Annotated in this window: 27 protein-coding genes, 11 tRNA genes and 1 rRNA gene; 4 read left to right on the top strand and 35 right to left on the bottom strand. The window is 40.4% G+C overall.

The window, feature by feature from the left end; translation table 11 throughout:
- The 13 genes from N0M92_RS27735 to N0M92_RS27795 form a co-directional block, all read right to left on the bottom strand.
- Nucleotides 1-99, bottom strand: a 16S ribosomal RNA gene (locus N0M92_RS27735); the annotation flags it as partial.
- A gap of 96 nt (nucleotides 100-195) precedes the next feature.
- Nucleotides 196-269: transfer RNA gene (locus tag N0M92_RS27740), tRNA-Gly, on the bottom strand.
- Between the two features lie 29 nt (nucleotides 270-298).
- Nucleotides 299-375, bottom strand: a tRNA-Pro gene (locus tag N0M92_RS27745).
- 7 nt (nucleotides 376-382) lie between these two features.
- Nucleotides 383-459 (bottom strand) — tRNA-Arg (locus N0M92_RS27750).
- An 18-nt stretch (nucleotides 460-477) separates the two neighbouring features.
- A tRNA-Leu gene (locus N0M92_RS27755) sits at nucleotides 478-563 on the bottom strand.
- Nucleotides 564-621: 58 nt separating this feature from the next.
- A tRNA-Leu gene (locus N0M92_RS27760) sits at nucleotides 622-703 on the bottom strand.
- Nucleotides 704-712: 9 nt separating this feature from the next.
- A tRNA-Lys gene (locus tag N0M92_RS27765) sits at nucleotides 713-788 on the bottom strand.
- Nucleotides 789-797: 9 nt separating this feature from the next.
- Nucleotides 798-872 (bottom strand) — tRNA-Gln (locus tag N0M92_RS27770).
- A 76-nt stretch (nucleotides 873-948) separates the two neighbouring features.
- A tRNA-Asp gene (locus tag N0M92_RS27775) sits at nucleotides 949-1,024 on the bottom strand.
- Between the two features lie 22 nt (nucleotides 1,025-1,046).
- Nucleotides 1,047-1,118: transfer RNA gene (locus tag N0M92_RS27780), tRNA-Glu, on the bottom strand.
- Between the two features lie 17 nt (nucleotides 1,119-1,135).
- A tRNA-Ser gene (locus tag N0M92_RS27785) sits at nucleotides 1,136-1,226 on the bottom strand.
- A 7-nt stretch (nucleotides 1,227-1,233) separates the two neighbouring features.
- Nucleotides 1,234-1,308, bottom strand: a tRNA-Asn gene (locus N0M92_RS27790).
- Nucleotides 1,309-1,454: 146 nt separating this feature from the next.
- On the bottom strand, nucleotides 1,455-1,919 hold the full coding sequence (locus N0M92_RS27795; protein ID WP_260288826.1) for a SprT family protein: 465 nt from the start codon (nucleotides 1,917-1,919) through the stop codon (nucleotides 1,455-1,457).
- An 83-nt stretch (nucleotides 1,920-2,002) separates the two neighbouring features.
- Between N0M92_RS27795 and cmpA the strand changes: the two genes are divergently transcribed.
- On the top strand, nucleotides 2,003-2,122 hold the full coding sequence (cmpA, locus tag N0M92_RS27800; RefSeq protein ID WP_098372179.1) for a cortex morphogenetic protein CmpA: 120 nt from the start codon (nucleotides 2,003-2,005) through the stop codon (nucleotides 2,120-2,122).
- Between the two features lie 75 nt (nucleotides 2,123-2,197).
- On the opposite strand, the gene N0M92_RS27805 is transcribed toward cmpA, so the two are convergent.
- From N0M92_RS27805 to acpS, 14 genes are all read right to left on the bottom strand, one after another.
- Nucleotides 2,198-4,381, bottom strand: a complete 2,184-nt coding sequence (locus tag N0M92_RS27805; protein ID WP_260288827.1) for a Tex family protein — start codon at nucleotides 4,379-4,381, stop codon at nucleotides 2,198-2,200.
- 92 nt (nucleotides 4,382-4,473) lie between these two features.
- Nucleotides 4,474-5,085, bottom strand: coding sequence for a SpoIIE family protein phosphatase (locus N0M92_RS27810; RefSeq protein ID WP_260288828.1), 612 nt, complete (start codon nucleotides 5,083-5,085; stop codon nucleotides 4,474-4,476).
- On the bottom strand, nucleotides 5,082-5,870 hold the full coding sequence (gene sigB / locus N0M92_RS27815) for an RNA polymerase sigma factor SigB (RefSeq protein ID WP_034306363.1): 789 nt from the start codon (nucleotides 5,868-5,870) through the stop codon (nucleotides 5,082-5,084). Before sigB ends, N0M92_RS27810 begins: the two co-directional genes overlap by 4 nt.
- Nucleotides 5,848-6,321 (bottom strand): anti-sigma B factor RsbW, encoded by a 474-nt coding sequence (gene rsbW / locus N0M92_RS27820; RefSeq protein WP_098372177.1) that lies wholly within the window; start codon nucleotides 6,319-6,321, stop codon nucleotides 5,848-5,850. Before rsbW ends, sigB begins: the two co-directional genes overlap by 23 nt.
- On the bottom strand, nucleotides 6,318-6,650 hold the full coding sequence (locus tag N0M92_RS27825) for an anti-sigma factor antagonist (RefSeq protein ID WP_098372176.1): 333 nt from the start codon (nucleotides 6,648-6,650) through the stop codon (nucleotides 6,318-6,320). The genes rsbW and N0M92_RS27825 overlap by 4 nt, the downstream gene beginning before the upstream one ends.
- Before the next feature lie 59 nt (nucleotides 6,651-6,709).
- A complete protein-coding gene (locus N0M92_RS27830; RefSeq protein ID WP_260288829.1) occupies nucleotides 6,710-7,720 on the bottom strand; it encodes a PP2C family protein-serine/threonine phosphatase in 1,011 nt (336 codons plus the stop codon).
- Nucleotides 7,721-7,729: 9 nt separating this feature from the next.
- Nucleotides 7,730-8,131, bottom strand: coding sequence for an anti-sigma regulatory factor (locus tag N0M92_RS27835; protein ID WP_048682056.1), 402 nt, complete (start codon nucleotides 8,129-8,131; stop codon nucleotides 7,730-7,732).
- A gap of 3 nt (nucleotides 8,132-8,134) precedes the next feature.
- A complete protein-coding gene (locus N0M92_RS27840; RefSeq protein ID WP_260288830.1) occupies nucleotides 8,135-8,491 on the bottom strand; it encodes an STAS domain-containing protein in 357 nt (118 codons plus the stop codon).
- A 2-nt stretch (nucleotides 8,492-8,493) separates the two neighbouring features.
- Nucleotides 8,494-9,321, bottom strand: coding sequence for an RsbT co-antagonist protein RsbRA (locus N0M92_RS27845; protein ID WP_260288831.1), 828 nt, complete (start codon nucleotides 9,319-9,321; stop codon nucleotides 8,494-8,496).
- A gap of 420 nt (nucleotides 9,322-9,741) precedes the next feature.
- The gene (locus tag N0M92_RS27850; protein WP_260288846.1) at nucleotides 9,742-10,092 is read right to left on the bottom strand and encodes a type II toxin-antitoxin system PemK/MazF family toxin; all 351 of its coding nucleotides are present in this window, start codon (nucleotides 10,090-10,092) and stop codon (nucleotides 9,742-9,744) included.
- A 7-nt stretch (nucleotides 10,093-10,099) separates the two neighbouring features.
- A complete protein-coding gene (locus N0M92_RS27855; protein ID WP_034306380.1) occupies nucleotides 10,100-10,381 on the bottom strand; it encodes a CopG family ribbon-helix-helix protein in 282 nt (93 codons plus the stop codon).
- A 160-nt stretch (nucleotides 10,382-10,541) separates the two neighbouring features.
- Nucleotides 10,542-11,726 carry an alanine racemase gene (gene alr / locus N0M92_RS27860; protein WP_260288832.1) on the bottom strand — a complete coding sequence of 395 codons (1,185 nt, stop codon included), beginning with the start codon at nucleotides 11,724-11,726 and terminating at the stop codon, nucleotides 10,542-10,544.
- Nucleotides 11,727-11,949: 223 nt separating this feature from the next.
- Entirely contained in the window at nucleotides 11,950-12,954 is a 1,005-nt protein-coding gene (locus N0M92_RS27865; protein ID WP_260288833.1) for a LolA family protein, read from the bottom strand.
- 244 nt (nucleotides 12,955-13,198) lie between these two features.
- Complete coding sequence (gene acpS / locus N0M92_RS27870) at nucleotides 13,199-13,549, bottom strand: holo-ACP synthase (protein ID WP_260288834.1); 351 nt, start codon at nucleotides 13,547-13,549, stop codon at nucleotides 13,199-13,201.
- A gap of 108 nt (nucleotides 13,550-13,657) precedes the next feature.
- Here acpS and N0M92_RS27875 point away from each other — a divergent pair, with 108 nt between their 5' ends.
- Entirely contained in the window at nucleotides 13,658-14,248 is a 591-nt protein-coding gene (locus N0M92_RS27875) for a rhomboid family intramembrane serine protease (protein ID WP_260288835.1), read from the top strand.
- A 26-nt stretch (nucleotides 14,249-14,274) separates the two neighbouring features.
- Here the strand turns inward: N0M92_RS27875 and N0M92_RS27880 are convergent, their stop codons facing one another.
- The 3 genes from N0M92_RS27880 to N0M92_RS27890 all read right to left on the bottom strand — a co-directional run bounded on the left by N0M92_RS27880 (nucleotide 14,275) and on the right by N0M92_RS27890 (nucleotide 17,914).
- The gene (locus N0M92_RS27880) at nucleotides 14,275-15,738 is read right to left on the bottom strand and encodes a PH domain-containing protein (RefSeq protein ID WP_260288836.1); all 1,464 of its coding nucleotides are present in this window, start codon (nucleotides 15,736-15,738) and stop codon (nucleotides 14,275-14,277) included.
- A complete protein-coding gene (locus N0M92_RS27885) occupies nucleotides 15,731-16,204 on the bottom strand; it encodes a PH domain-containing protein (protein ID WP_260288837.1) in 474 nt (157 codons plus the stop codon). Before N0M92_RS27885 ends, N0M92_RS27880 begins: the two co-directional genes overlap by 8 nt.
- A 210-nt stretch (nucleotides 16,205-16,414) precedes the next feature.
- A complete protein-coding gene (locus tag N0M92_RS27890; RefSeq protein WP_260288838.1) occupies nucleotides 16,415-17,914 on the bottom strand; it encodes a DEAD/DEAH box helicase in 1,500 nt (499 codons plus the stop codon).
- Nucleotides 17,915-19,171: 1,257 nt separating this feature from the next.
- On the opposite strand from N0M92_RS27890, the gene N0M92_RS27895 reads away from it, so the two are divergent.
- Entirely contained in the window at nucleotides 19,172-20,116 is a 945-nt protein-coding gene (locus N0M92_RS27895; RefSeq protein ID WP_260288839.1) for a PP2C family protein-serine/threonine phosphatase, read from the top strand.
- 252 nt (nucleotides 20,117-20,368) lie between these two features.
- Here N0M92_RS27895 and N0M92_RS27900 read toward each other — a convergent pair whose 3' ends face one another.
- The 4 genes from N0M92_RS27900 to N0M92_RS27915 form a co-directional block, all read right to left on the bottom strand.
- Nucleotides 20,369-21,751 (bottom strand): UDP-N-acetylmuramoyl-tripeptide--D-alanyl-D-alanine ligase, encoded by a 1,383-nt coding sequence (locus tag N0M92_RS27900; protein ID WP_260288840.1) that lies wholly within the window; start codon nucleotides 21,749-21,751, stop codon nucleotides 20,369-20,371.
- A gap of 159 nt (nucleotides 21,752-21,910) precedes the next feature.
- A complete protein-coding gene (locus N0M92_RS27905) occupies nucleotides 21,911-22,993 on the bottom strand; it encodes a D-alanine--D-alanine ligase (protein ID WP_260288841.1) in 1,083 nt (360 codons plus the stop codon).
- A gap of 380 nt (nucleotides 22,994-23,373) precedes the next feature.
- Entirely contained in the window at nucleotides 23,374-24,156 is a 783-nt protein-coding gene (locus tag N0M92_RS27910; RefSeq protein WP_260288842.1) for a hypothetical protein, read from the bottom strand.
- The gene (locus N0M92_RS27915) at nucleotides 24,146-24,364 is read right to left on the bottom strand and encodes a hypothetical protein (protein WP_260288843.1); all 219 of its coding nucleotides are present in this window, start codon (nucleotides 24,362-24,364) and stop codon (nucleotides 24,146-24,148) included. Before N0M92_RS27915 ends, N0M92_RS27910 begins: the two co-directional genes overlap by 11 nt.
- Nucleotides 24,365-24,377: 13 nt before the next feature.
- On the opposite strand from N0M92_RS27915, the gene N0M92_RS27920 reads away from it, so the two are divergent.
- Nucleotides 24,378-24,572 (top strand): hypothetical protein, encoded by a 195-nt coding sequence (locus N0M92_RS27920; RefSeq protein WP_260288844.1) that lies wholly within the window; start codon nucleotides 24,378-24,380, stop codon nucleotides 24,570-24,572.
- A gap of 22 nt (nucleotides 24,573-24,594) precedes the next feature.
- Here N0M92_RS27920 and N0M92_RS27925 read toward each other — a convergent pair.
- On the bottom strand, nucleotides 24,595-25,121 hold a 527-nt coding region (locus tag N0M92_RS27925; protein ID WP_260288845.1), incomplete at its 5' end, for a cation:dicarboxylate symporter family transporter.

The following is a 25,121-nucleotide window of genomic DNA, read 5'->3' on the forward strand; positions in this document are numbered from 1 at the left end:
GCTAATCTCTGGGAGCAAGCTCCCGTCGATTCGCTCGACTTGCATGTATTAGGCACGCCGCCAGCGTTCGTCCTGAGCCAGGATCAAACTCTCCGAAGAAATGTTTGACTTGCTCATTTGCTTTTTTTGATAGTGTGTGCTCACTTAAAATTTAACGTTGGCGCTTTGTTTTGTTCAGTTTTCAAAGAGCAATAATGGAGCGGGTGAAGAGAATCGAACTCTCATCATCAGCTTGGAAGGCTGAGGTTTTACCACTAAACTACACCCGCATTTAATTTTGAAATATTTTAAGAAAGAATGGTCGGGAAGACAGGATTCGAACCTGCGACCCCTTGGTCCCAAACCAAGTGCTCTACCAAGCTGAGCTACTTCCCGCAAAATATGGTGCGCCCGGCGGGAGTCGAACCTACAACCTTCTGATTCGTAGTCAGATGCTCTATCCAATTGAGCTACGGGCGCTAATTTCTATGATGTTATTGGTGCGGCCGAGAGGAGTCGAACCTCCACGGGGTCTCCCCCACTAGGCCCTCAACCTAGCGCGTCTGCCATTCCGCCACGACCGCGAAAGCGACTTTGTAAGTTTAACACCTTTTCAACTTGATGTCAAGAAGAAAATATCAGTGCGGGTGAAGGGACTTGAACCCCCACGCCTTGCGGCGCCAGATCCTAAGTCTGGTGCGTCTGCCAATTCCGCCACACCCGCGAAAACAAATGGTGAGCCATGAAGGATTCGAACCTTCGACCCTCTGATTAAAAGTCAGATGCTCTACCAACTGAGCTAATGGCTCTAAATAAAATGGCTGGGCTAGAAGGGATCGAACCTTCGCATGACGGAATCAAAATCCGTTGCCTTACCGCTTGGCTATAGCCCAATAAACAATTACTAATTAACAGCCAGAATAATATTATATCACGATAATATTATTTTAGCAAGTGTTTTTAAAAAAATGGCGGTCCCGACGGGAATCGAACCCGCGATCTCCTGCGTGACAGGCAGGCATGTTAACCGCTACACCACGGGACCAACATGATAATGTATAAGAAAGTGACCCATACGGGATTCGAACCCGTGTTACCGCCGTGAAAGGGCGGTGTCTTAACCGCTTGACCAATGGGCCTTGATAAAATATGTAACTGGCGGAGAAGGAGGGATTTGAACCCTCGCGCCGCTTACGCGACCTACACCCTTAGCAGGGGCGCCTCTTCAGCCTCTTGAGTACTTCCCCAAAAAAATGGCTCCGCAGGTAGGACTCGAACCTACGACCGTTCGGTTAACAGCCGAATGCTCTACCACTGAGCTACTGCGGAATAATAAAAATTGGGTTCCTTTTTCACGCTCAAGGACCTTAGTGTTTGTCGTTAAGACAAGTTGTTATCTTGTCGACTCTTATGATTATAAAGAGGTTACAACTTAAAGTCAAGAGTTCTTTTGTATTTTTTTATAATTTTGTTATTCACTCCTTAAACCCTTGGTAAATCAATGATCCTCGGCATTTACCACAAACGAAACGGTTCGTGTCGATTCGTTTTCTTCTTATATATACCTGCTGACAGTCTTCACATTTATATTGAATAGTATTCATCTTTTTCTTTAATTGGTTAGATGGCAGCGGCTCGCAAAATCTTGGTGCTCCCACTATTCTGAGTAAATGTTTAAAGTCCGCATCACGATGCTGGTACCCCTTCTTCTCGATGTGCAAATGATAATGACACAATTCATGCTTAATGATTCCAATGATTTCTTCCACACCGCGTTCATCAAGATACTTCTTATTGATTTCTATATTGTGTGAACGAAGCAAGTATCGTCCTCCTGTTGTTCGGAGACGCGGATTAAAAATGGCTTTGTGTTTAAATGTCTTTTTAAAGTCTTTCATCGAAATTTCTTCTACTAGTTTTTGCAATTGCCGATTATCCATTTCCCCCTCCCTTTCTTTGGTAACATGACAACCCATTATAACATAGACTAATAATACAATAGGAAACTAAGGGAGGAAAAGCTATGCCTAATTGGTTCCAGAATCAAATCCGCAAAGCCTTTTATGAAAAGGATTATTATCAAGTGAAGATGTTGAATCAATGTTGGTTTTTTTATCAAAAGAAAGAAAGTCTCAGGGTATAAATCCAACTGTGCTCAAAATATAAATGCATCGCTTCAAAAAAAACCCCTTCTAATATAGAAGGAGCTTACCACAGGCTAGTTTTGATCCTTTGGCTCGAGCATCGTTAAAGATACCCTTTGCTTTTTGGGGTCAACCAATTCGACCCAAACCGTCACAACATCCCCAACGGCAACTACATCCAATGGGTGTTTTACAAACCGGTTGCTCAGTTTAGAAATATGCACCAGTCCATCCTGTTTGACACCGATGTCCACAAACGCACCGAAGTCCACAACATTCCTCACTGTACCTTGTAATTCCATCCCAGTTTGCAGATCCTCCATTTTTAGTACATCCTGCTTTAGCAGTGGTTTTGATAATTCATCGCGAGGATCTCTTCCCGGTTTCATCAAATCATCTATGATATCTTTAATCGTAATTTCCCCAATTTCCAATTCATCGACCAAATCAGCCGGATTCAGTTTACCTAACTCTTCATTCAATGCGTTACTGCCTAAATCTTCAGATGTAAATCCCATTTTCTTTAATAATTTATTCACGGCACTATAGTTCTCAGGGTGTATCGCAGTTTGATCCAAAGGTTCATTTCCATTAATGATACGTAAGAACCCTATACATTGTTCATATGTTTTGGCACCAAGCCGGGGAATTTTCTTTAATTCCTTCCTGCTTAAAAACTTCCCTTCTTCTTCCCTTTTCTTCACAATATTTTGAGCAACCGCTTTTGATAAACCAGCTACATATTGTAATAGAGACGATGAAGCGGTATTGACATTCACTCCCACTTGGTTAACAGCTGTTTCCACTACAAAGGTGAGGGATTCCGTTAACTTTTTCTGGGACACATCATGTTGATACTGCCCTACCCCTACGGATTGGGGGTCAATTTTAACAAGTTCGGCAAGGGGATCTTGAAGCCTTCTTCCTATCGAAACTGCACTTCTCTGTTCTACTTGAAGATCCGGAAACTCTTCACGGGCTATATCCGAGGCTGAATACACGCTGGCACCCGCTTCATTAACAATTATATATGAAATATTCCCTTCTACTTCTTTTATAATATCTGCGATGAATTGCTCTGATTCACGCGATGCCGTACCATTGCCGATTGCCACGATCTTAACCGAGAACCGCTGAAGTAATTCGATCGTTTTTTCACGGGCAGCATTAAGCTTCGCAGCAGGAGGATGCGGATAGATCACACTGATATCGAGTACCTTTCCGGTTTCATCGATGACGGCCAACTTACACCCAGTCCGATATGCCGGATCTAAGGCTAGGACCACTTTCCCTTTAAGCGGGGGCTGCAAGAGCAGGTTCCTGAGGTTTTCAGAGAAAATATGGATAGCCTGATCCTCACCTTTTTCCGTCAGCTCTTTTCTGATTTCCCGTTCTACAGAAGGCATGATCAAACGTTTGAGCCCATCCTCAATCGCAGATTTAAGAACAACTTGGGCCTCAGATTTGTTATTTTTAATGATTTTCCGTTCCAGATGACCAATGATGATTTCAGTCCGAGGATGAATGGAGATTCGTAAAACCTCTTCCTTTTCACCTCTATTCAGCGCCAACACCCGATGCGGCACGATTCTTTGAACCGGCTCCTCATATTCATAGTACATCTCGAAGATTTTTTTCTCATCCTTTTCTTCATTTTTCACGGTTGAAACCACTTTTCCAGCCTTGAAAATTTCAGCCCTTATCCACTTCCTTAATTCTGCATCATCGGAAATATGTTCAGCTATGATATCCTGCGCTCCCGCAATAGCCTCTTCAATAGATGAAACTTCTTTTTCTGCCGATATGAACTCTGCAGCTTTTTCACTAACCCGAGCATGCAATTGACATTCCAAAAGCCAATTAGCCAATGGTTCAAGGCCCTTTTCTTTAGCGACCGTTGCTTTCGTTCTCCTTTTTTGTTTGAACGGCCTGTATAAATCCTCGACTTCCTGCAGTTTTGTCGCTTTTTCGATTTGTCTTGTTAATTCTTCCGTCAATTTCCCTTGTTCACCAATCGAACGCGTAACTTCCGCTTTCCTCTGGCCAAGGTTTTCTAGATAGTTCCACCTTTCCATAATGGAACGAATCTGCACTTCATCAAGTGAACCCGTCATTTCTTTTCTATACCGTGCAATAAAGGGGACAGTATTACCCTCTTGAAGCATCTGTATGACGTTTTGGACTTGATGATTTTTTAAAGTTAGCTCATTTGATATTTGTTTAATCAATTCTTTTAATGTATCTTCTACAACGATCATTATGTCTACCTCCAACGTTTTGATCTGATATATATAGTCTAGCAAATGAGGGATGAAGTTGCGAATTCCATACAAAAAAGCTTACCCCCGAATTACGGCGAAAGTAAGCTTCCTAAAATGAAAGTTGTATCATCTGCAGTTAATGGACTGCTTGCTAAAATGCATTGGGCGTTCTTATCGATAGGGACCAGCCTTTTCAAAAAGGATTTAGCTCCCTTAAGTTCCAAACCATCTGAATGAAGAATGAATTTTGCATTTGGTTCATATTTGTATCTCTGCGTCCTGTATTTTTGATTCCTTCCTGATAAATACCCTGTAACAGGTAAAGGGTAAACGAGTTTATCGTCATTTGGGTTATACAGGAAAAAGCGGATGTTACCAACTGAACTGTATACAAATTCATTCTTGTCATAAAAAATCTTCAAAATGGAAACGGCTGCTCCCCGCTTATTGACCAAAACTTGATTGCACACTGCCATTAGGGATTCGACATCCAACTCATGATTACGTTTAACTTCCTCGATGACGGCATGGGAGGAATCGTAAGCATTTTTCCCGCTGCCCAGACCATCTGCCAATACACAGACAAAGTATTCTTTCGTATGAAGAAAAAAGTAATCATCACCACAATAAACCATCCCGTTTTTAGACGATTGAGAGACAAGGACTTCTATTTTTTCTCCTCTCAGAATATCTTTGATCACTGAATTAACTCCGAGTTTTCAGCATTAATGGCTTCTTGAAGCTTTTTGATCGCGCGGCGTTGGAGCCTTGAGACATGCATTTGGGATATCCCCAGTTTATCGCCCGCTTCTTTCTGGCTTAAATTCTCTAAATAAGTATGTTGAATGATCATCTTTTCACGGTCACTCAGCACATGCAGCACCTTTTCAAGTACAAGTCTCTGATTGACCTTTTCAAAACCTTCATCGACATTCCCGAATATATCAAGCAATGTGACAGTACCGCCATCAGAATCCGCCTCAATAGAATGATCCACGGATAAAGCTTGATAGCTTTTTCCCATTTCCATCGCCTCTAAAACTTCTTCTTCAGTCACGCCTATACTATCGGCTATTTCATCTATTCTTGGTGAACGATGCAGGGTTGTAGTTAATTCCTCGACAGTCACCCTGATTTTCGGACCAAGTTCCTTAATTCTCCTTGGCACATGGACACTCCATGTTTTGTCACGCAGGAAACGTTTAATTTCGCCGATTATAGTAGGGACAGCAAATGCCTCAAAGCTCTTACCGAAAGATTCATCATATCGTCGAATGGCACCTAACAAACCAATCATGCCGACTTGGGAGATATCCTCCTGGAATGATTTCCCTTTCGCGTACTTACGGGAGATTGTTTCAACCAAACTTTTATAATGGATGACTAGATTGCTCTGCGCTTCCTCATCTTGATTCTGCTGGTAAGCTCTAATCCATTCATTTACCTGTTCTCTTTGTGCCTGGTTAGGTTGAGACTGTTTTTGCATCCATCTCCACCTGCTCTCCTTCTAAAAACTTAGTCATAAATACTGTAACCCCATCATGCTGATGAATTTTCACATCATCCATCAGAGTTTCAATAAGGTAAAGACCCAAGCCTCCTTCTCTCAAAAGTTCGACTTTTTGTCCATTTTCGTATGGTCCGATCCCCTGACGAACCTCTTCGAAATTACAGCTCTTACCACTATCAGAAACCATGACCTCCAAGCGGTCAGGATAAAGGCCGAAACTTACTTTCACTTCGCCTTTTTCAGAATCTTTATATGCATGCTGTACCGCATTTGTACAAGCCTCACTTGTAGCGATTTTCAAATCCTCAATTTCATCATACGCAAATCCCATCCGGCTCCCTATCCCAGAAAGCGTTAAACGAATGACACCGATGAATTCTGGTTTTGCAGGTATTTTCATTTCGATGTAATCATATACTTGACTCATTCTAACCCACCCTCTGTACCACTTTTTATATCAATGATATCTGCAAGACCTGTAATATCAAATAAACGTCGTAACCTTTCTGATAAACCAACTAAAGTGAATTCGCCATTATGTGCCCTTACACTTTTGAAAGCACCGACAAACACCCCAAGTCCCGTACTATCCATATAAGAAACTTCAGTTAAATCAATAGTAATCGAAACATTATCCTGCTCCGAAATCGGAAATAGTGATTCCCTTAATTTCGGCGCAGTATATGCATCGATTTCACCTTTCAGTTTTACAATAAATTCAGAATTCAATTCATTAACATCTACAGTTATATTCATCAATGACCCACCTCTTCAAATCCTCTTCATTCCTATATCTATACCCCGCAGACAAAATACTAAACATTTGATTTTAAAATTATTAATGTAAAATCATCCCTCAGTTGGAAATTCTGCATTCTCTCCAATTGTTTATATATATTATTCACCATTTCCTGGGCTTGCAAATGCATATTCTTTTTAATGAACCCAATAAGTGTTTCCCTTTCTATGAACCCATCATTCGTCCGGCACTCCGTTACTCCGTCAGATAATAAAATGATCATGTCTCCATGATTCACCGTTTTTTCATATTGGCGATACCTTGTTTTTTTATCGACTCCAAGCAACAAGCCCTTTGCATCCAAATCGCTAAAAGTACCCGTTGCGGCGTCATAGTAAAAACCAGGTTCATGTCCGGCTGAAGCATAGGAGAATTGCCTGTCATGCGGATCATATAAGCCATAGAACATGGTTATGAACATGCTTGGATCCACATTATGCTCCACAACACGGTTCAAACTCTCAAGCACACTATTCGGTTCATGACGATGCTCCGGAAGACTGTCCATCGCATATTTGATCATCGACATGCACAGTGCAGCAGGAATCCCCTTTCCAATGACATCTGCTATTCCTACCCCTAACCGCTCATTTTCATCTTGGACGAAGTGATAGTAATCCCCGTTCATCTGCCTCGCTGGAACACTGATTACTCCAATTTCAAGAGCTTTGATATCAGGAATTTTCGTTTCCAAAAGAGTATGTTGAACATTTGCCGCTATCTCGATTTCCGTTTTCAGTTCCTGCTGCTGATGTCTAAGGCTTTGATGCTCACGGTATGCAATACCGTATCCCATCATGACTTCTAACAGAAAATCGAAAGAATCCAATACTTTTCCCGGTAATTCCGGGTAAAGTTCCATCAAGTTATTTTTATGCATACTGATGATTTCTTCTGGAGATATATTGTATTTGATATGTAGGCGGCTAATCTTTTGCCCTTGGTAGAGTGCCTGCTCATTTTGGTCTTTAAGATAAGTAGAAAGCGCCTCATGATACTTTTTCTCCATGTTCTCCCTAATATCCATAGTCCCCCCCTAACGGAGCCATTTTGTAGCGATAATCTTAGTCCCTTCACCTGGTATCGATTCAATATCAAAGTCATCCATTAAACGTTTGGCTCCAGGAAGGCCTGCACCCAGTCCCCCCGAGGTGGTATATCCATCTTCCATGACTCTGCGGATATCCTCAATTCCCGGCCCTTGGTCCTCTGCAATGATTTTCAATCCTGACTTCCCATTTATATTTAGCTTTTCTATGCTAACACTGCCTTGTCCAGCATATAGGTATATGTTTCGGGCCAATTCGCTAATGGCCGTCGTGATCCTGGCCTGGTCTACAGTACCGAACCCCAACTCTTTAGCGACATTTCTTCCGAGCTGCCTTGCAGCTACGATGTCCCATTCATTTATGATTTTTACGCAGGATTGGAACTCCATTCTTTAATCCCCCAATTCCTGTTGTAATTTCTCCAGGCCTTTCTCTAAGTCTAATGCTGTCAGAACATCTTCGAGACTAATTCCCAGTTCAATTAATGTTATTGCAACAGCAGGCTGGATCCCCGTAATTACAACTTTGGCCCCCATAAGCTTAGACATGCTAAAGACATCGCCTAATACCTTTGCGATAAAAGAATCAATAAAATCTATTGAGGTAATATCTATGACAACGCCATTCGCGCTTGTTTCATGAATCTTATTCAGTAAATCCTCTTGGAATTGAAGGGCTGTCACATCATCCAATTCCCACTGTATAGATACTAACAAGCAGTCATAAAGCTTTAATATCGGAATCCTCATACTTATCCCTCCACCTTTACGATCTTACGGCTCATTAATTCCAACGCAACTTCTATCCCTTTTTTTAACGTATTTTTTGTAATCACTTCATTTAAATTAATTCCAAGATTAACTATGGTTTGGGCTATTTCAGGGCGGATGCCGCAGAGTATACATTTGGTGCCCACCAATCGGACCGCTTCCGCAGCTTGAATGATATGATGGGCAACCATCGTATCCACGACCGGCACGCCCGTTATATCAATAAGAACAACTTCAGATCTATGCTTAACCACGCCAGTCAACAGGTTTTCCATTATCTGTTTGGCACGTTCCGTATCAATCGTACCAATCAGCGGCATTACCGTAATGCCTTCCAATACAGGAATGAGCGGAGCCGAAAGTTCCTGCAACGCAATTTTTTGCATGGAAACCGTTCTTTCCCAAGTTTGAGTATATATATTGACTATTTCATTATTTATTGGTGTGGCCCATTTATCCAAATGATTAACAAGATTGACTTGATCATCAGGAGTAACCAGACCCTTTTCCACCATTCCATTTATGACAATTAATGTGAATTTATGAAGTCCTTCATTGACGAAAGTAAGAGGCCATCCCAATTGGACGACTTTCTCGGCAAAATCAGAAAGCTTCAATGTGAATTCCTTGGTTTTACTATCAACGTTCGTGATAATCATATCTATAAATTCACTGCTCGTTTGCGTGAACATTCGATCTGAGACGACTTTAATTAATCTTTCATCCGTACTTTCCTTCATGATGCCCATCCACTCAGTAAGGATGTAATCCTGATTTTGCTTAATAAAATCGTAAACCAATTGATTCATAATATCCTCCCATTCTAACACAATTGCTATGTTTCCCCTGTCCTCGTCACAAGGATGTTAACTAACTGTAATCTTATTCCTATCTGGATTTTCTTGGAGTTCCCCCACTACACTTTTGCTTTTTTTAAGTAGTTACAACATAAATACATACCCAAAATTCAGGCAAGAAAAACATCAATTAAAGAAAAGTTAGGAAGATACTATAAAAACAAAGAACGTTCTATTCAATATCTAACTGTATAATGTTTTTATTCGTCAATTTTTTCATATTTCCTGCTGATGTTTTATGGACATATGTTGATGTTATTGTTATTTCACAAAAAAACACGATTCCCGCATTTGCAGGAATCGTGTCATCTAAAATAGCATCAAGAATGATTTGTATTATAATAACGCCCGATTTAACGGGAAAATTTTTCTTTAAAAATCAATGAGGCCTAAACTGATTTGCAAAGCTTCATTGACTTTTTGCATCATCGGTTCGTCAAGATGCGTAATTTTATCAGTTAAACGCTGCTTATCAATTGTCCGGATCTGTTCTAATAAAATGACGGAATCTCGCTCGAATCCGTATTTTTTTGCATTAATCTCAACATGTGTAGGCAATTTCGCTTTTTGAATTTGAGCTGTAATGGCTGCCACGATCACAGTCGGACTAAAGCGATTACCAATATCGTTTTGTAAAATTAGTACCGGACGGGTCCCACCCTGCTCTGAACCAACCACCGGGGAAAGGTCTGCGAAGTATACGTCACCACGCTTAACAACAATCAATGGCTCAGCCTCCGCTAACTAATCGTTCAACGCAATGACCAGCCTCGAATTCAGCCTGGAAGGCTTCAGAAGCAATCGTTAAATTAATGGCCGCCATTTCAATATAACCGCGTTTCATCGATTCACGAAACTCTTTCTTTTTACGTTCGCGAAGATACATTTTTGTGGCACGATAAATAAATTCACTGCGATTCACATTTTCCTCACTCGCATACCCATCTAACTCTGTTAAAAAATTTTGAGGTAATCGAATTAATATCTCTCTTGTTGCGCTGGATTCAGACACAAACATACACCTCCACCATCACTACACACCTTTATTATATATCCTTTTCAATATTACCATTAAATTGCCTATCTGCAAAGAGTATATTCTATTCTAAATCTTATTATCAGCATAATAAAGGAAATCTTATTCACAATCTTAGGATTTTTTTACAATCCGGTCATTCCAAAATGAAATTACGTACATGATTCATCTGATTGTCTTTAATATATATGCGGGGCACTCTTGCCCCTATCATACATGTTACCTCATAGTTGATCGTTTCCAGTTTTGCCGCTATCTCATCGACAGTGATCGATTCATCGCCATCATTCCCCATTAATGTAACCTCTGTTCCTACTGGGTATGGTCCAGGCAGCTTGATCATGCATTGATCCATGCAAATCCTTCCGACTATGGGTACTCTTTTTCCATCCACAAGAACTTCCTGACCTTGAAGCTTACGGATCCAGCCGTCAGCATAACCGATTGGCAAAGTCCCAATCCATTCATCACCTTCAGCCGTATAAGTCGCCCCATAACTAACGCTTTCACCCTTGGAAAGCTGTTTAACCGCGACCATCTTCGTTCTCAATGATATAGCCTGTTTTAATGGAAATGGCAATATCGGCTTCATTTCCATGGAAGGACTCAAACCATACATGGAAATCCCCATTCTTATTGCATTCCATTCAGGATCGGTGAACCTTAAAGAAGCTGCACTATTGGCTGCATGAACATATTCCGGCTTTCTGGTCAATTCGGAAAGCATTCCTTTAAAGAAAGCAAGCTGCGTTTCATAAAAGTCGGTCTTTATTTCATCCGCCGTCGCGAAATGAGTGAATATCCCTTGGAAATTGAAACAAGCTTCCCTCTCAAGCAAACTTTCCACTTTCATGAGTTGTCCTATATCCCGAATGCCGATTCTCCCCATGCCGCTATCCACTTTTACATGGATTTGCAAAACTTGTCCCGGTTTCAACAAATCCTTTGCCTTCTCCAACCATGTTACGTCGAAAACCGTCAAGGAAATCCCATACTCGGCAGCAAGCGCTGCACTTTCAGGCCTCGATGCCCCAAGTACAAGAATCGGAGCCAATATTCCCTTTTTCCGCAAGGCGAGAGCCTCATCCAAAAAAGCGACACTTAAAAAATCCGCCCCAGCTTCAAGCGCCGTTTTAGCCACTTCATAGTCCCCGTGTCCATAAGCATTCGCTTTAACGACAGCGAAAAGACTAACACCTTTTCTTAAACTTTTTTTCATTGAAGAAATATTTTCAAAAATATTATCCAAATTTACTTCTGCCCATGTATCTCGATGAAATGTTTTCGTTTCCAAGACCTTTTCCTTCTTTCCTACACTCACAATAAGATTCTTCCCAGTAGCGAAGTTTTCGTTTCATTATAGGACCATTCTATAACCAACCGCTAGAAATATAAAGTGCTTTTTCACCTTGCTTCTAATTTACCTAGCTGCCAGCCGAAATCAAATGGAAGGATTAAAAATGTCAACAAGCTGCTTCCCCGCCTATCCTACCTAGAAGAAACCTTCATAAAGGAGACGGGAAACATCAGCTTGTTATGTAATCCTATTTGACTGGATTTTCCCCAACCGAACGGGCGACTTCTATCATTTCTTCCTGTGTCAAATCCTTTGATGCAATCATATAATCGACACCTTCAAAAGTCCAAGCAATCGTATTTCCTGTCATGGCTCCAACAGTATAACCCAAATCAACCGGTTCTCCATTCACATTCGTCGAAACGGATGTTTGAACTACCTCAGCCTTTTCCTGGACCAATGTAAAACTTTTTGTACCCTCATAGGTCAAAACGACACGTTCTCCCTTTTCCGTTGTAATTTCTTTTTCTTCCGTTAAATTCATATCACCAATATTTTCAGGGTATTTCACCGCAAACCCCTCATTTTGGACTTCTGCCATAACAGGCGCTTCAAGTTGTGCACTTGTCATGTTTTTCTTCATATCAAATGAATCTTTATCGAAAGTCGTATTGAATTTAACTTTTGAGAATTCAACAAGAACCAATGCAGTCTTATCGGGGTCCATGACTTTTACACTGACTGGAGATAAATCTTTTTTGTTTATAGTAATCTCTTGATATGGCAACATTTTATTGTTTTGGTAGCGCGTTTTCGTTTCAAAGACATAATGTTTATCCGTTTCTTTATATGTCGCACTTTTATCTTCCGTAATGTCTTTCACCAACGACTCGAACAAATAGGCCTGACTGCTGTTCTCCGGCCACTCACTTTGAAATTTAAAACTTTTATTCAAAGCTGGCGTCAAAACATATACACCATCATCATTTTTCAATATCATCTGGCTTTGATCCTTCTCTTCATTTTTCAGATTTACGCGGTAGAAAGAAGGGTCTTTATGCCAAATCTCCACATTATACACTTGAGGCTCCGTCCCCATCTTTAATGTCATCTTCGCGTTAGCTTTATATCCTTTCATTTCGCCAAGCTTCTCATTCAATTCACTCACTACGTCACTCTGTGATTTTTGGCCGCAAGCAGAAAGAGCAAGCAAGAGCATGATCCCTGCAAAAAGCATTACCATCTTCTTCATCTTTTCAACCCCTTTTTGTCATTTGAACGTAAAAGGGAGAGGAAAAGGCAGGATTCGGACATTGGCTCGACTGATGTCTTAGATTCCTCAGTATTTTAGACACGGATCAATTCTAAGATCCGGCTAAAAACTTTTCGAGAGCACCTACTCTGCCATGTACCTTTTACCGGGCCTTGTCTCCCTATAGCACTAAATGTATATGAGACAACCTAAAGGTTTATGACCCGATTGGACAAAACTCCATTCACCCTTCAATTACGACTTGCGCAACCGCATAATCCCTGCTGTGGCTAATCGAAAGATGGACCCCTTCAGAAAACGGCTTCAAAATCATCGGCTTTCCTTTATCATCCGAGACGATTTCAATATCCAAAAAGGATAAGTGCTTACCGATCCCTGTACCGTTCGCTTTTGAAAAAGCCTCCTTTGCCGCAAAACGCCCAGCAAAATACTCGACCTTCCTTCTTCCATTTAACTTTTCGAAAATCAAAATTTCACTTTCTGTTAATATACGCTCCTTTAAACGGGGTTGCCGATTAATCAATGTTTCCATTCTATCCAGCTCAGTAATGTCCACACCTATACCTTTAATCACTTTGACACCTCTTCTATTCATTTAATAAGTTGCATATCATTAGGAGGACTCTTTTACCTAAAAATGATAATATTGTATCTAATTAAAAACGATAATAAGGAGGAATTTATGTTTACAAGAACAGAAGGCTTCCGCGAATACACAAATTCATATCGAGCTGTAACTGTGCTCATACTCATGATGATGATTGCATTCGTTCTCGTCCTTTTCCCCATATTTCCCGGCAATGTACTCTTTTATTATGGAACAGGTGTTAACTTATACATCGCTGATGGACAATGGTGGCGTTTAATCACCCCCATCTTTCTACATAGCACGTTTACACATTTACTGTTTAATGGATTCTCACTTGCCATCTTTGGTCCATTCCTAGAGAATTTACTTGGCTCCGTCAAGTTTTCAATCTTCTTTTTATCGACAGGGCTCCTTGCCAATATCGCAACCTTTCTAATTAACCCACTGACATATAACCACGTAGGGGCTAGCGGAGCAATTTTCGGTTTATTCGGATTCTTTCTATATCTTGTCCTGTTCAATAAAACCAATTTTACGAACAACGAAAGAAATACAGTATATACACTGACCGGAATTGCCGTCATCATGACTTTCATTCAACCGCAAGTTAACGTTGTCGGTCATTCGGCTGGACTGGCAACCGGCTTTTTAACAGCTCCATTATACTTAAGAAAAAAATGGTAGGACAAACAGCCGACTCTTCCTTTAAATCATTGGGAGTCGACTGCTTTTTTAGGTAAATACCAAGATTTAATTATTAGGCAATCCTTTTCTTCCACATCAGCAACCATGCCGACCCGGGAAGTGATTCCTGATTTAATCGATGCTGAAATCGTAGCCAATTCTTTTCGATTCTGAAACCAGCTTTTTTTATATGTGATTGATTGAATTCTGCTTCTCTGCATGATTAATGTCTGCTTTGAGAAAAAGCGACTGCTCAATATCAACAAATTCCCTTCTATGCTCCATCCCGCATCTCTATATTGCATGTAAGCCCAAAAAATCGCCAACGGTACAAGCAAAAGGGATAGATAACCCCAAGGTCTGAAAAACCATACCAAGGCACCTATGATCGGGATGAGGTATAGAAACTTGTGAAATACATACCGGGAAAGTGCACGTTTAGGTATCTGTGTCATCTCAGTGGTTGTTTCATAAACCGGTAAAATTTCTAGGATTTTTTCATGTAAATGCTTCTTCCTGATTAAAGGGAACAGCATGATCGATAGACTTTCTTTATCTTCCATACTGCCCCCCGCATACTCAATATAAACCGTCGCCAAGCCCAATGGCTTTCGAATCAAATTCTCCATGATCCGGATACCTTGTATTTTATGGATAGGGATTGTCAGCTGTCTTTTTTCGAGAAGCCCTCTGGAAATAACGATTTCCTCATCCGTTTTTATCACGGTAAAGGAAGCATATTTAATTACCATGCTTAATGTGGCCAGTACATAAACCACCAATAAAGCCACTAGGGCAAACAAGGTCAGAATGATGGTCCCCATTTCAATAAAATCTTCATAATCCTTAAATATCCTCTCAAAAGGTATCATTTCATCGAATTGTGAAATAAATGCGATTGCTCCAGATAGGAAGACACCTACTGCTCCCGAAGTGGCAGCCATAACGAATAGTTGCGGCAGCGTCTGCTTAAAAACGGAAGACGATTTTGCTGCATATTCATTATCCGCTACTCCATTTTCATCTTTATCAGAAGGATTATTCGCATTTTTTTCCTCACTAATAAAAGCATTGATTCGATCTGCATCACTTTTTCTTATGGCTGATAATACGGCATCGGCCTGAGACCCGCCTGCGGTTTCAATATTCAACTTCACCAGGCTGAATATCCGCTGGACGATACCCTCCGAAATATCAATGCTATGAATCCGATCATACTTTATATACCGTTTCTTCCTTACAAATACCCCGGACTCAATTCTGAATTCGCCCTCTTCCATGCGATATGTAAAGCGTAACCATTGAAGGAATGCATTGCCTATAATAAAAAGTATAATAATGGCTATGACCAGCGGTTGTATCCATCCAGGAATTCCTTCATTCTTCCCAGGAATGACGACCACTAATAAAAAAGGGATGACTAACTCCTTAATCGATTTTATTATGTTAAGCAATACAGCTATGGGGTGCAGCCTTTTAGGTTCAGACATCTTCTTCCTCCACACTTGCCATCCTGGAAATATAGTGCCGCAATTCATCTGCCTCTGCTAGGTCCAAGGCAGGGATAACATGAAGGGTCGCTGCAGTCGAAATTTCAACGGAGGCTAAATCGTATTTCCTTAATAATGGTCCTTGCTTCGTTTCCACATGCTGAACCCTAATCATGGGTATGAGTGTTCTTTTAATGACGAAAATACCACTTTGGATATCAATTTCTGTATTTCTTACTTCGTAACGCCATCTCTTCCATTTCACCGATGGAATCAGAAAAATGGCCAGATAAGATTGGATTACCGAAATTATGATCAACGCTCCAAACACCCAATATGTCCAATCAAAAATGATTGTAAGCACGAGTGCGGCGATGCTTATAATCCAAGTTATTGAACAGCTTATAAGACCACCGATTTTCCATACGGTCAAGGCCTTATTCGATATACGATTTTCAGGTTCCATGTGCTTCTCCTCTTCGACAGGTAATTTTTAGTGAATCTTCATCATCCATCCTTCGCTTTCATCCATTATACTATAATTAAATGCTGGAAATTAACCCCTTTTCAAACAATGGCTTTGAGCAGTCCATCCAACCAGCCATTCAGATACAATATGAATTATGGAAATGCACACAAAAAAATGCCGCTCAAAAGAGCGGCATTTCCAATTCAATTATATCTTATTTGTTTTTTCTCTTTTTTGGCTCGTGCTGCGATTTCCGTAACCATTCGATTTACGGTTTGCGCCCGGGCGTTTGCTTGATCCGCTACCGTAATCTTTTCTGCCTGAAGAACTGCGGCCATTGCGCTGTCTGTTACCAGAAGAACCGCTGCCACCGCGGTTGCGACGCATTGGAGATGGAGATTCTTCCGTTAGCTTGATAGGCGTTTGATCCGGTTCTTTTGTCATTGATTTCAGCATAGCTGCAACTAAGTCCGCTGCGCTATGTTTTTGTAATAATTCTTCCGCTTGACCAAGGTATAATGTTAAATCATCATTCTCGATTGTATTAAGGATTTTTTCCGTTACTGCTTTTTGTTGACCTTCCAACGCTTCAGTTAACGTAGGAGTCTTAAGTTTCACCATACGTTTTTTCGTTGTATGCTCAACCGCATGCAGTTGTCCTCTTTCTCTTGGTGTTACAAACGTAATGGCAATACCATGTTTACCCGCACGTCCTGTACGTCCAATACGGTGAACATAGCTTTCCGGATCTTGTGGGATATCAAAGTTGTATACGTGAGTAACGCCGGAAATATCAAGTCCACGTGCAGCCACATCAGTAGCAACAAGTACATCGATGCTGCGGTCTTTAAACTTTTTCAATACAGAAAGGCGTTTTGCCTGACTAAGGTCACCATGAATGCCTTCAGCCATATAACCGCGGATATTCAATGCAGATGCCAATTCATCTACGCGGCGTTTCGTACGTCCGAAGACGATAGCAAGGTCCGGTGTTTGAATATCGAAAAGGCGTGCAAGTGTATCGAATTTTTCACTTTCTTTTAACTCCAAGTAATATTGTTCGATACGATCCACTGTCATTTCTTTTGCTTTTACACGGACAAGAACGGGTTCCTGCATGAATCTTTCAGCAATTTTACGGATCGGATCAGGCATTGTAGCTGAGAAAAGCAATGTTTGTCTTTCATCAGGAACCGTTGAAAGGATCGATTCGATATCCTCAATGAATCCCATGTTAAGCATTTCATCCGCTTCATCAAGAACTACAGTGTGAACTCCGCCTAATTTAATATTTTTACGCTTGATATGGTCTAAAAGACGACCAGGCGTACCAACGATAATATGTGGTTTTTTCTTTAAAGCACGGATCTGACGGTCGATATCTTGTCCACCATAAACCGCAAGTACACGAGCGCGTTTTCCGTAACCAAGCTTGAAAAGTTCCTCAGAAACTTGAATCGCTAGCTCACGTGTAGGTGCAATGACAATCCCTTGCACGTTTTCGTTAGTAATATCGATGTTTTCCATCAATGGAATACCGAATGCCGCCGTTTTTCCTGTTCCTGTTTGCGCTTGACCAATGATATCTTTACCCTCAAGTGCTAGAGGTATCGTTTGGGATTGAATCGGGCTCGCTTCTTCAAATCCCATTTTTTCTATTGATTTCATGGACGTTCTATCTAAACCTAATTCGCTAAACAATGTCAATGTTTTCGTACTCCTTTTTATATCGTAAATTTACACGTGCATATCATGCACAGATGTTTAGTTCAAATCCTCATCATCATGACGGATGTTCTACTTTATCTAAAAAGTTTATCATTATCACCTAAAAGTATCTGCCTTTTAGTTCAAATGAACTCAATATGATTTTTTAAAAAGGAAATATACCAGTACGAACATTCACCGGCATTTTTAATTTTCGCGCACGTGTAGACTTATCATTAACATACGCTCATCTTTTTAAAAGTACATGTAACCAAAATTAAATTCAATATGGAAAATTAAAAGTAGCATAAACGGGTATTTGACCGTTTTATTCAGGTGAGGGCTGCTGCACCTATTATTCATCAGACTTAAAAAGGCTGTATGAACAAAACTTGACGAGAGCCAAGATTCTTATACAAAACAGGCCCGGTGCGTTGAGGATTTGCAGAAGTGGAAAAGCGCTATAATGCGGCTTGATTCCCTAATAGCTACTAAAGCCGCCAAGAGATGCAGCTTTTATATATGACCAGACGCGCGGCCTATTTAATCTAAAATAATCTCAAGAATGAACTCATGAAACATGTAAGAACATACAATTTTGTTGCCTCAACCTGATTAATTTAAATAATCATCAATGATAAGACATTTAAACTCATACTCATATTACCATTTTCAAACTGTTAATGCAATAAAGGATATCTCCCCATTAAGAGTTACTAAAAACTTTAGATCGTTTCAAAAACGAGGAAATTGGATAGTCCCACCTGATAATCGTGCAACCTGATTTGTTCATCAATAGAGTTACTTTAGTTACTAAATCCATTCATGCGAAGTGGATTCAGACTGCAGACAAATTCGGAAGAAAGCGAGATTCCTGAACCGACTGGAACGTTTTTTAAGGGAGAATCTATTCCAGTTCAGGAGGAATTCAGTGACCTAGTCCTCTTCTATGATGAGACCATTCCAAGCCACTTACTGTATCCATTTAAATGTATTGCAAAAACGAACATCTATTTATTTACATGATATGTGTTTAAATCAAATAGTTTCACTAAACCTTTTTTCAGGAAGGACTATTTCGAATGAATGGCCACCATCCACGGAAAAAAGAAAGCACTTATTATGAATCCGCTTTTAAATTTCCAGGTATATGGAATCATTTATTTTTTGAAAATTCCATCTTTCCGCTCGAAAATTATAGTAAATAAGTCTAAATGCAGTATGATTGACCTATCAACAAAACAACGGGGGGGTTATATGAATATTTTCACAATAGATGTTCCTTTATGTAAGGATTTTGGTCGAATCTTAAAGAAAATGAACAAGAACGTCACCTTTTTGGAGGATCCACTCAATCAAAGTCATCTATTCAAGGATTCAACGGACTTAATGAAATCATTATTTATTTTACCTTTACACATATCAAAAGATTCTTGGCAGGAAACTTCTTTGTTTGCCTTAGCTGAATCTCACGAAATCCCTATCTTATTCATTTACAAACGCGCTTTAGGAATGGAGGCACCTCCGGCATTACCAGAAAAGACCTTTTATGAAACCATGGCTGTCCCTGCCGATTCAGCAGAAGTCAGGATTAAATTAAATTCACTCAAAAACATCAGCATGCAACTGTTTTCGGCAAAAATGAAGGGGCAAGAGCTTGAAAAGATACACCAAAAATCAGCAAGGAGCCTGCGAATTGCAAAGGGCATACAGCTTTCAAATTTACCTTTGTCGATCAATAATGAAGATATAGAGGTCAAAGGTCTTTCCCTGCCTTCGAGTGAACTTTCAGGGGATTTATTTTACTGGACGGAGGTTGATGACAGGATATACGGCTTCATAATGATCGATGTATTCGGAAAGGGCATCCATACAGCACTTATTAACATGTCCATACGGACTTTGATGCCCGACCTATTCAAACGTGTAAAAGATCCCATTTTCATAACAGAGGAACTGGACAAACATATGCGGGACCTATTTCAAGGAATTAATCGGGATAACAAAAACCTTGCTCGCTTTACAGCTTTCATAGCATATGTGAATACAAAGGATCGTCTCATCGAATATGTGAACTACGGATTTACTTCAGCCTTCTTGTATTCCCCAAGCACCAACCAAATTCTCAATTTAAACGAAGGGGCCACCCCAAGCGGACTGATTCCCGAATTGCCCATTAAAAAAATAGTCTTTCATTATTAACCAGGAAGCCGTTTCATCATCTATACAGATGGACTCTCTAAAACGCCCAATCCTTCCGCCTTTGACCGGTCCGACAATATCAAGAGGGAGTTCATTGAAAATGTCCATCTCGATACAAATAAGCTTCTTCAGGAGCTTGTGATCTCAAGGATGAGGCATTCGGTGATTAACGATGACATCTGCATTATTGCAGGGACTCTTTTTTAAGTACGATAAAAAAAGGCCGTTTTCAACGGCCCTTTCTACGCTTTTTTATTTTTGTAGGGCTTGAACGACTTCCTCCAGTTTCATGCCCCTGGATGCTTTAACGAGAATGATGTCATTTTCCTGTGTAGAAGACTTAAGTTCCTCTATAAGCTCCTGTTTATCTTGAAAAGGACGGACCTGCTCCGATGAAAAAGACTTGCTCGCTCCCTTGGCAATAAACTCGGCTAAAGGACCAAACGTGAAGATCTTATCGATCCGTTCATTGGAAATCAATTCACCAATTTTCAAATGAAAGTCTTTTTCCTGTGGCCCTAACTCCAACATATCTCCTAATACAAGGATCTTTTTCTCGAATCCAGATAATCCCTCAACCAATTCCACTGCTGCCTTAACTGAAGTTGGACTGGCATTATACGCATCATTGATGATCTTCTGCCCTTTTGCGCCTTCGACCAATTCCATCCTCATATTAGTTAATTGAATGGTTGACAGACCTTTACGAATCGCTGAATCATCCACATTGAATTCTTTAGCAACCAAGATGGCAGCCAGTGCATTAAGAACATTATGATTGCCTAATACGGGTATCTCATAATCGATCTCCTTTTCACCGCTTGCGATTGTAAACGCGGTACGGTCTGCCCCTTGGCTTATGGTCTGTGGATATAAATCATTTTGTTCCGTACGTCCAAAAGATATTACATTTAAATCAGGAAAATCGCTTTTGATCCGATTGCGAAGCAATGGTTCATCGCCATGATAGATCAGCTTCCCATCTTTCGCCAAACCTTCGACAATTTCCATCTTTGCATTCGCGATCTCCTCGCGTGATCCTAAATCCAATAAGTGTGATTCACCGATATTGGTAATGATCGCTACATCAGGCTTTGCCATTTTGGATAAAAACTCAATTTCACCGCGGCTGCTCATTCCCATTTCCAAAACAGCTGCTTCAGTATCCTCATCCATAGAAAGCACCGTTAGTGGTAAACCTAAGTGATTATTGAAGTTTCCACTGGTTTTATGAACTTTATAGGTAGTGGCCAGCAACGCAGCCGTCATATCTTTCGTTGTCGTCTTACCGTTGCTTCCTGTTATCCCAATGACTTTTATATTCAACTGCTGACGGTAAGAACGCGCCAATTGCTGAAGTGCTTTCTCGGTATTTTCCACAATGATTATCGGTAAATCATTAGGAGGATTCGGAACATCCCTTTGCCAAAAAGAAGCAGCAGCTCCTTGCGCCAATGCTTGCTTGACATACTGATGTCCGTCAACCTGCCCACCCTTAAGCGGTATGAACAAACATCCTTCCTTAACTGTTCTGGAATCGATGGTAACCCCATTAATTCCTTTGGACTGGAATGGACTGATATCATTCAAACCCTCTGCCATCTCATGTACTTGTTTTAACGTTCTCTTTATCATTTTGTTCCTCCTACATTCATCGAACCGTTAATCGCTCTCTACTTCCAATAACCAAACGAAGCAGAAACCAGTTTAAAATCGCACCGGTTCCTGCTGATTGGAATCCATCAAATCAACTTTTAATGGATTGTGAAGTTTACTGCTACATTACTTGCCTAATCAAACTGTATATTTGATTTGTTGTTTTTCCTGATGACGTTCCAAAGCAAGTTTCACTAGTTTTTCAATTAGCGCTGGATAGTCGACACCTGTGTGCTTCCACAATAACGGAAACATGCTGAATGGAGTAAACCCAGGCATTGTATTCACTTCATTAATATAGATTTGCCCCTCATTCGTTAAGAAGAAATCAGCGCGAACCAATCCAGAGCAATCCAATGACTTAAAGGCAGTAATGGCCATTTCGGATAAAGTTGCATACTCGCTTTCCGATATCTCCGCTGGAATGACCATCGCTGAATTACCGTCTACATATTTTGCTGAATAATCATAGAAGCTAAAATCCTTCTTAGGGATGATTTCTCCTGCCACTGAACAAGACGGTTCATCATTACCGAGAATACCAAACTCTAGTTCACGAGCAATGACCCCTTCTTCTATGATGATCTTCCGATCGAATTGAAAAGCTTCCGCTACCGCTTTTTCCAGTTCATCAGCATCATTACATTTGCTGATACCGACACTTGAGCCTAAATTGGCAGGTTTGACAAAACAAGGGTACCCCAATTCCTCCGCAACCTTTTTAATGGCACTTTCAGTATTCTTCTCCCATTCGGAACGAATGAACCAAGTGTATTTCACTTGCGGAAGTCCCGCCTGGGCAAAAATGTTTTTCATGATGACCTTATCCATTCCTGCTGATGAAGCTAAAACGCCATTTCCTACATAAGGAAGGTTCAATAGTTCCAGCATCCCTTGTACGGTCCCATCTTCTCCATTTGGTCCGTGAAGCAATGGGAAAATTACGTCATACCCTGTTGATTCACTATTTTCATCAGTTGAATGTGCCTGCAAGGCAAGAGGTGAGCTCGAATTTTCCGGTAAAAATGTCAAAGCCTCCACATTCTCAGCAGGTCCTGTTAACTTTGGTCCATTAATCCATGAACCCTCTTTTGTTATGTAAATCGGATATATATCAAACTTTGCTAAATCGAGAGCTTTAATGACAGCTAAAGCCGTCTGCATAGAAACCTCATGCTCCGCAGATTTTCCACCATAAAGCAAACCAAGTTTAGTTTTCATGAGTTATTACCCTCCAATATTCTTTTAACCATGTTCATTGTATCACTTTACACTAAAACGGATAAAGCGAAACTTCCGTCATAGAGGCTTTTCCAATGATGGTTAGTTAAGCCAATCGGGCTTTTACAGGCTGTTGGCCACCACATTTCTTTTTCATTACATTTGCCATCCGCTTTCCTTACAGCCTGTTAATGCGGGATAAAGCGAAATTTCTATCATCGGCCACTTTCCGATTATCACCATAATCAGAACGCAGAATAGTACCGCCACGTCCTGTGAGCCGCCCTCTCTTATCTTTTATGCATAAGATGGTAAGTCTTACACCTAAAAAATTTGAGGATGTCAAATAATTCATCCACTAACCTTGGAAGTTGGGATAATCAGGAGGATGATGCGTTTTTAATAACGCTTTCCCATACTTTTTCTTTTCGATTGAAGATAATAAAGGCATCGGGCTCATAAATAACTCTATCCGAAAAGTCGTCATGCATCTCATCCATGTTTAAATAATCCCCTACGACCCATGCAGGTATCTCAATTTTCGTTCTTGTATACTTAACATCCCGAAAGGAAAAAGCGAGCCCCTCTCCCAGAATATGAGCCAAGGAAGAAATGATTTCTGCTGGAATCGCCGTCAGCTCTTTTTTCTTTCTGATTCCAAGCCACTTCCTCTCTACTTTTAATGGCTCCAGCTTTAGCGGAATCAGTCTTCCTAACATCATATAATATGTCGAAAGAGAACGAAAATAAATTTTATTGAACCAGCCATCATCCTGGGCAAGGTACACAAATTGATTATTCAATTTACGGAAAAACGGGGGACTCAGATGGGTTTTAGCGTGTCCTAAATATAAAAGTTCCGCTATTTCCCTTCCATCCAATTCATCCAGCCCTTCCGCCTCTTCAAAATCGACCCAACAGAAATCCCCATATGCCCGAACATTTTCTTTAACGAGCTTCGCAATATCCTCAGATGAAGCGCTCTCAAGCAGGACATTCAAATTGTATTCCCCACCATCGAATTGATGTTTCAATAATAAGATCGAATCCAAGGTATATGGAAGCGAATGGACGAATTCACGAAAATTGAGTCCATTAAAAAGGACAAACCGTTCGGAAGCCTGCATATACGTATATAAGATATCATTGCTATCATTCTTCATAACCTGACCCCTCCGAGCTCTCAATCAATAATGTTATTTTATCAAACTTTTGGGTTTTCACATAAGTTATATACCACCCAACATTAATCATCATCAGCATCGTGTATACAATGCGATACACAAAATCCATATTATAGTGAAAAATTCCGAATTGGAGGAATTGATCCTGGGTAAAGTTAAAAAAGCTTTTATCATTCATCCTTTGCATGGTGCCGCTTCCCTTGAAGCAACTAAAAGATCAGGTCTATGGCAATCAGAGAATTTTGCCTTTTGAAAAATATTTATATCAAGATGATGCAATCTTTGATATCGGATACGGTACAGGAAGAACCACACTCGCACTATATAAAAAAATCCCAAAATATAGAAGGGAAAGCGCATTTTATTTCAAAAAAAAAAAAAAAAATCCAGAGTGACATTTCACTCTGGATTTTTATATTAAGAAACTTGCTCTAATTCTTTTTTGGAAGGAGGGTTGAATTGACCTTCCCATTTAGAGATGACGATTGCTGCAAGTGAATTACCGATAACGTTTACTACTGTACGTCCCATATCAAGAATACGGTCGATACCAGCAATAAATGCTAGACCTTCAATAGGAATACCGACAGTTCCCAATGTTGCTAAAAGAACTACGAAAGATACACCCGGTACACCGGCAATCCCTTTGGACGTGATCATTAGCACTAGCATTAGCGTAATTTGCTCATATGCGCTTAAATCGATGCCGTACATTTGAGCGATGAAGATAGCTGCTAACGCTTGGTATAATGTAGAACCATCAAGGTTAAAGGAGTATCCAGTCGGAATTACAAATGTAGCAATATGTTTCGGACAACCCGCTTTCTCCATTTTTTCCATGATTTTCGGAAGAACCGCTTCTGAACTTGCAGTAGAGAAAGCAAGAATCAATTCTTCTTTTAGAAGTTTAATCAACGTAAAGATATTGAATCCGACAAATTTCG

The organism is Peribacillus aracenensis (assembly GCF_025175645.1).
In the GTDB taxonomy this organism is placed as follows: Bacteria; Bacillota; Bacilli; order Bacillales; family DSM-1321; genus Peribacillus; species Peribacillus aracenensis.

Coding starts and splice junctions, on each gene's coding strand:
- N0M92_RS27795 (WP_260288826.1), bottom strand. CDS start 1,919: ATGGATAATCGGCAATTGCAAAAACTAGTAGAAGAAATTTCGATGAAA.
- cmpA (WP_098372179.1), top strand. CDS start 2,003: ATGCCTAATTGGTTCCAGAATCAAATCCGCAAAGCCTTTTATGAAAAG.
- N0M92_RS27805 (WP_260288827.1), bottom strand. CDS start 4,381: ATGATCGTTGTAGAAGATACATTAAAAGAATTGATTAAACAAATATCA.
- sigB (WP_034306363.1), bottom strand. CDS start 5,870: ATGCAAAAACAGTCTCAACCTAACCAGGCACAAAGAGAACAGGTAAAT.
- rsbW (WP_098372177.1), bottom strand. CDS start 6,321: ATGAGTCAAGTATATGATTACATCGAAATGAAAATACCTGCAAAACCA.
- N0M92_RS27825 (WP_098372176.1), bottom strand. CDS start 6,650: ATGAATATAACTGTAGATGTTAATGAATTGAATTCTGAATTTATTGTA.
- N0M92_RS27830 (WP_260288829.1), bottom strand. CDS start 7,720: ATGGATATTAGGGAGAACATGGAGAAAAAGTATCATGAGGCGCTTTCT.
- N0M92_RS27835 (WP_048682056.1), bottom strand. CDS start 8,131: ATGGAGTTCCAATCCTGCGTAAAAATCATAAATGAATGGGACATCGTA.
- N0M92_RS27840 (WP_260288830.1), bottom strand. CDS start 8,491: ATGAGGATTCCGATATTAAAGCTTTATGACTGCTTGTTAGTATCTATA.
- N0M92_RS27845 (WP_260288831.1), bottom strand. CDS start 9,321: ATGAATCAATTGGTTTACGATTTTATTAAGCAAAATCAGGATTACATC.
- N0M92_RS27865 (WP_260288833.1), bottom strand. CDS start 12,954: ATGAAGAAGATGGTAATGCTTTTTGCAGGGATCATGCTCTTGCTTGCT.
- N0M92_RS27875 (WP_260288835.1), top strand. CDS start 13,658: ATGTTTACAAGAACAGAAGGCTTCCGCGAATACACAAATTCATATCGA.
- N0M92_RS27880 (WP_260288836.1), bottom strand. CDS start 15,738: ATGTCTGAACCTAAAAGGCTGCACCCCATAGCTGTATTGCTTAACATA.
- N0M92_RS27885 (WP_260288837.1), bottom strand. CDS start 16,204: ATGGAACCTGAAAATCGTATATCGAATAAGGCCTTGACCGTATGGAAA.
- N0M92_RS27895 (WP_260288839.1), top strand. CDS start 19,172: ATGAATATTTTCACAATAGATGTTCCTTTATGTAAGGATTTTGGTCGA.
- N0M92_RS27900 (WP_260288840.1), bottom strand. CDS start 21,751: ATGATAAAGAGAACGTTAAAACAAGTACATGAGATGGCAGAGGGTTTG.
- N0M92_RS27905 (WP_260288841.1), bottom strand. CDS start 22,993: ATGAAAACTAAACTTGGTTTGCTTTATGGTGGAAAATCTGCGGAGCAT.
- N0M92_RS27910 (WP_260288842.1), bottom strand. CDS start 24,156: ATGAAGAATGATAGCAATGATATCTTATATACGTATATGCAGGCTTCC.
- N0M92_RS27915 (WP_260288843.1), bottom strand. CDS start 24,364: ATGCAAAGGATGAATGATAAAAGCTTTTTTAACTTTACCCAGGATCAA.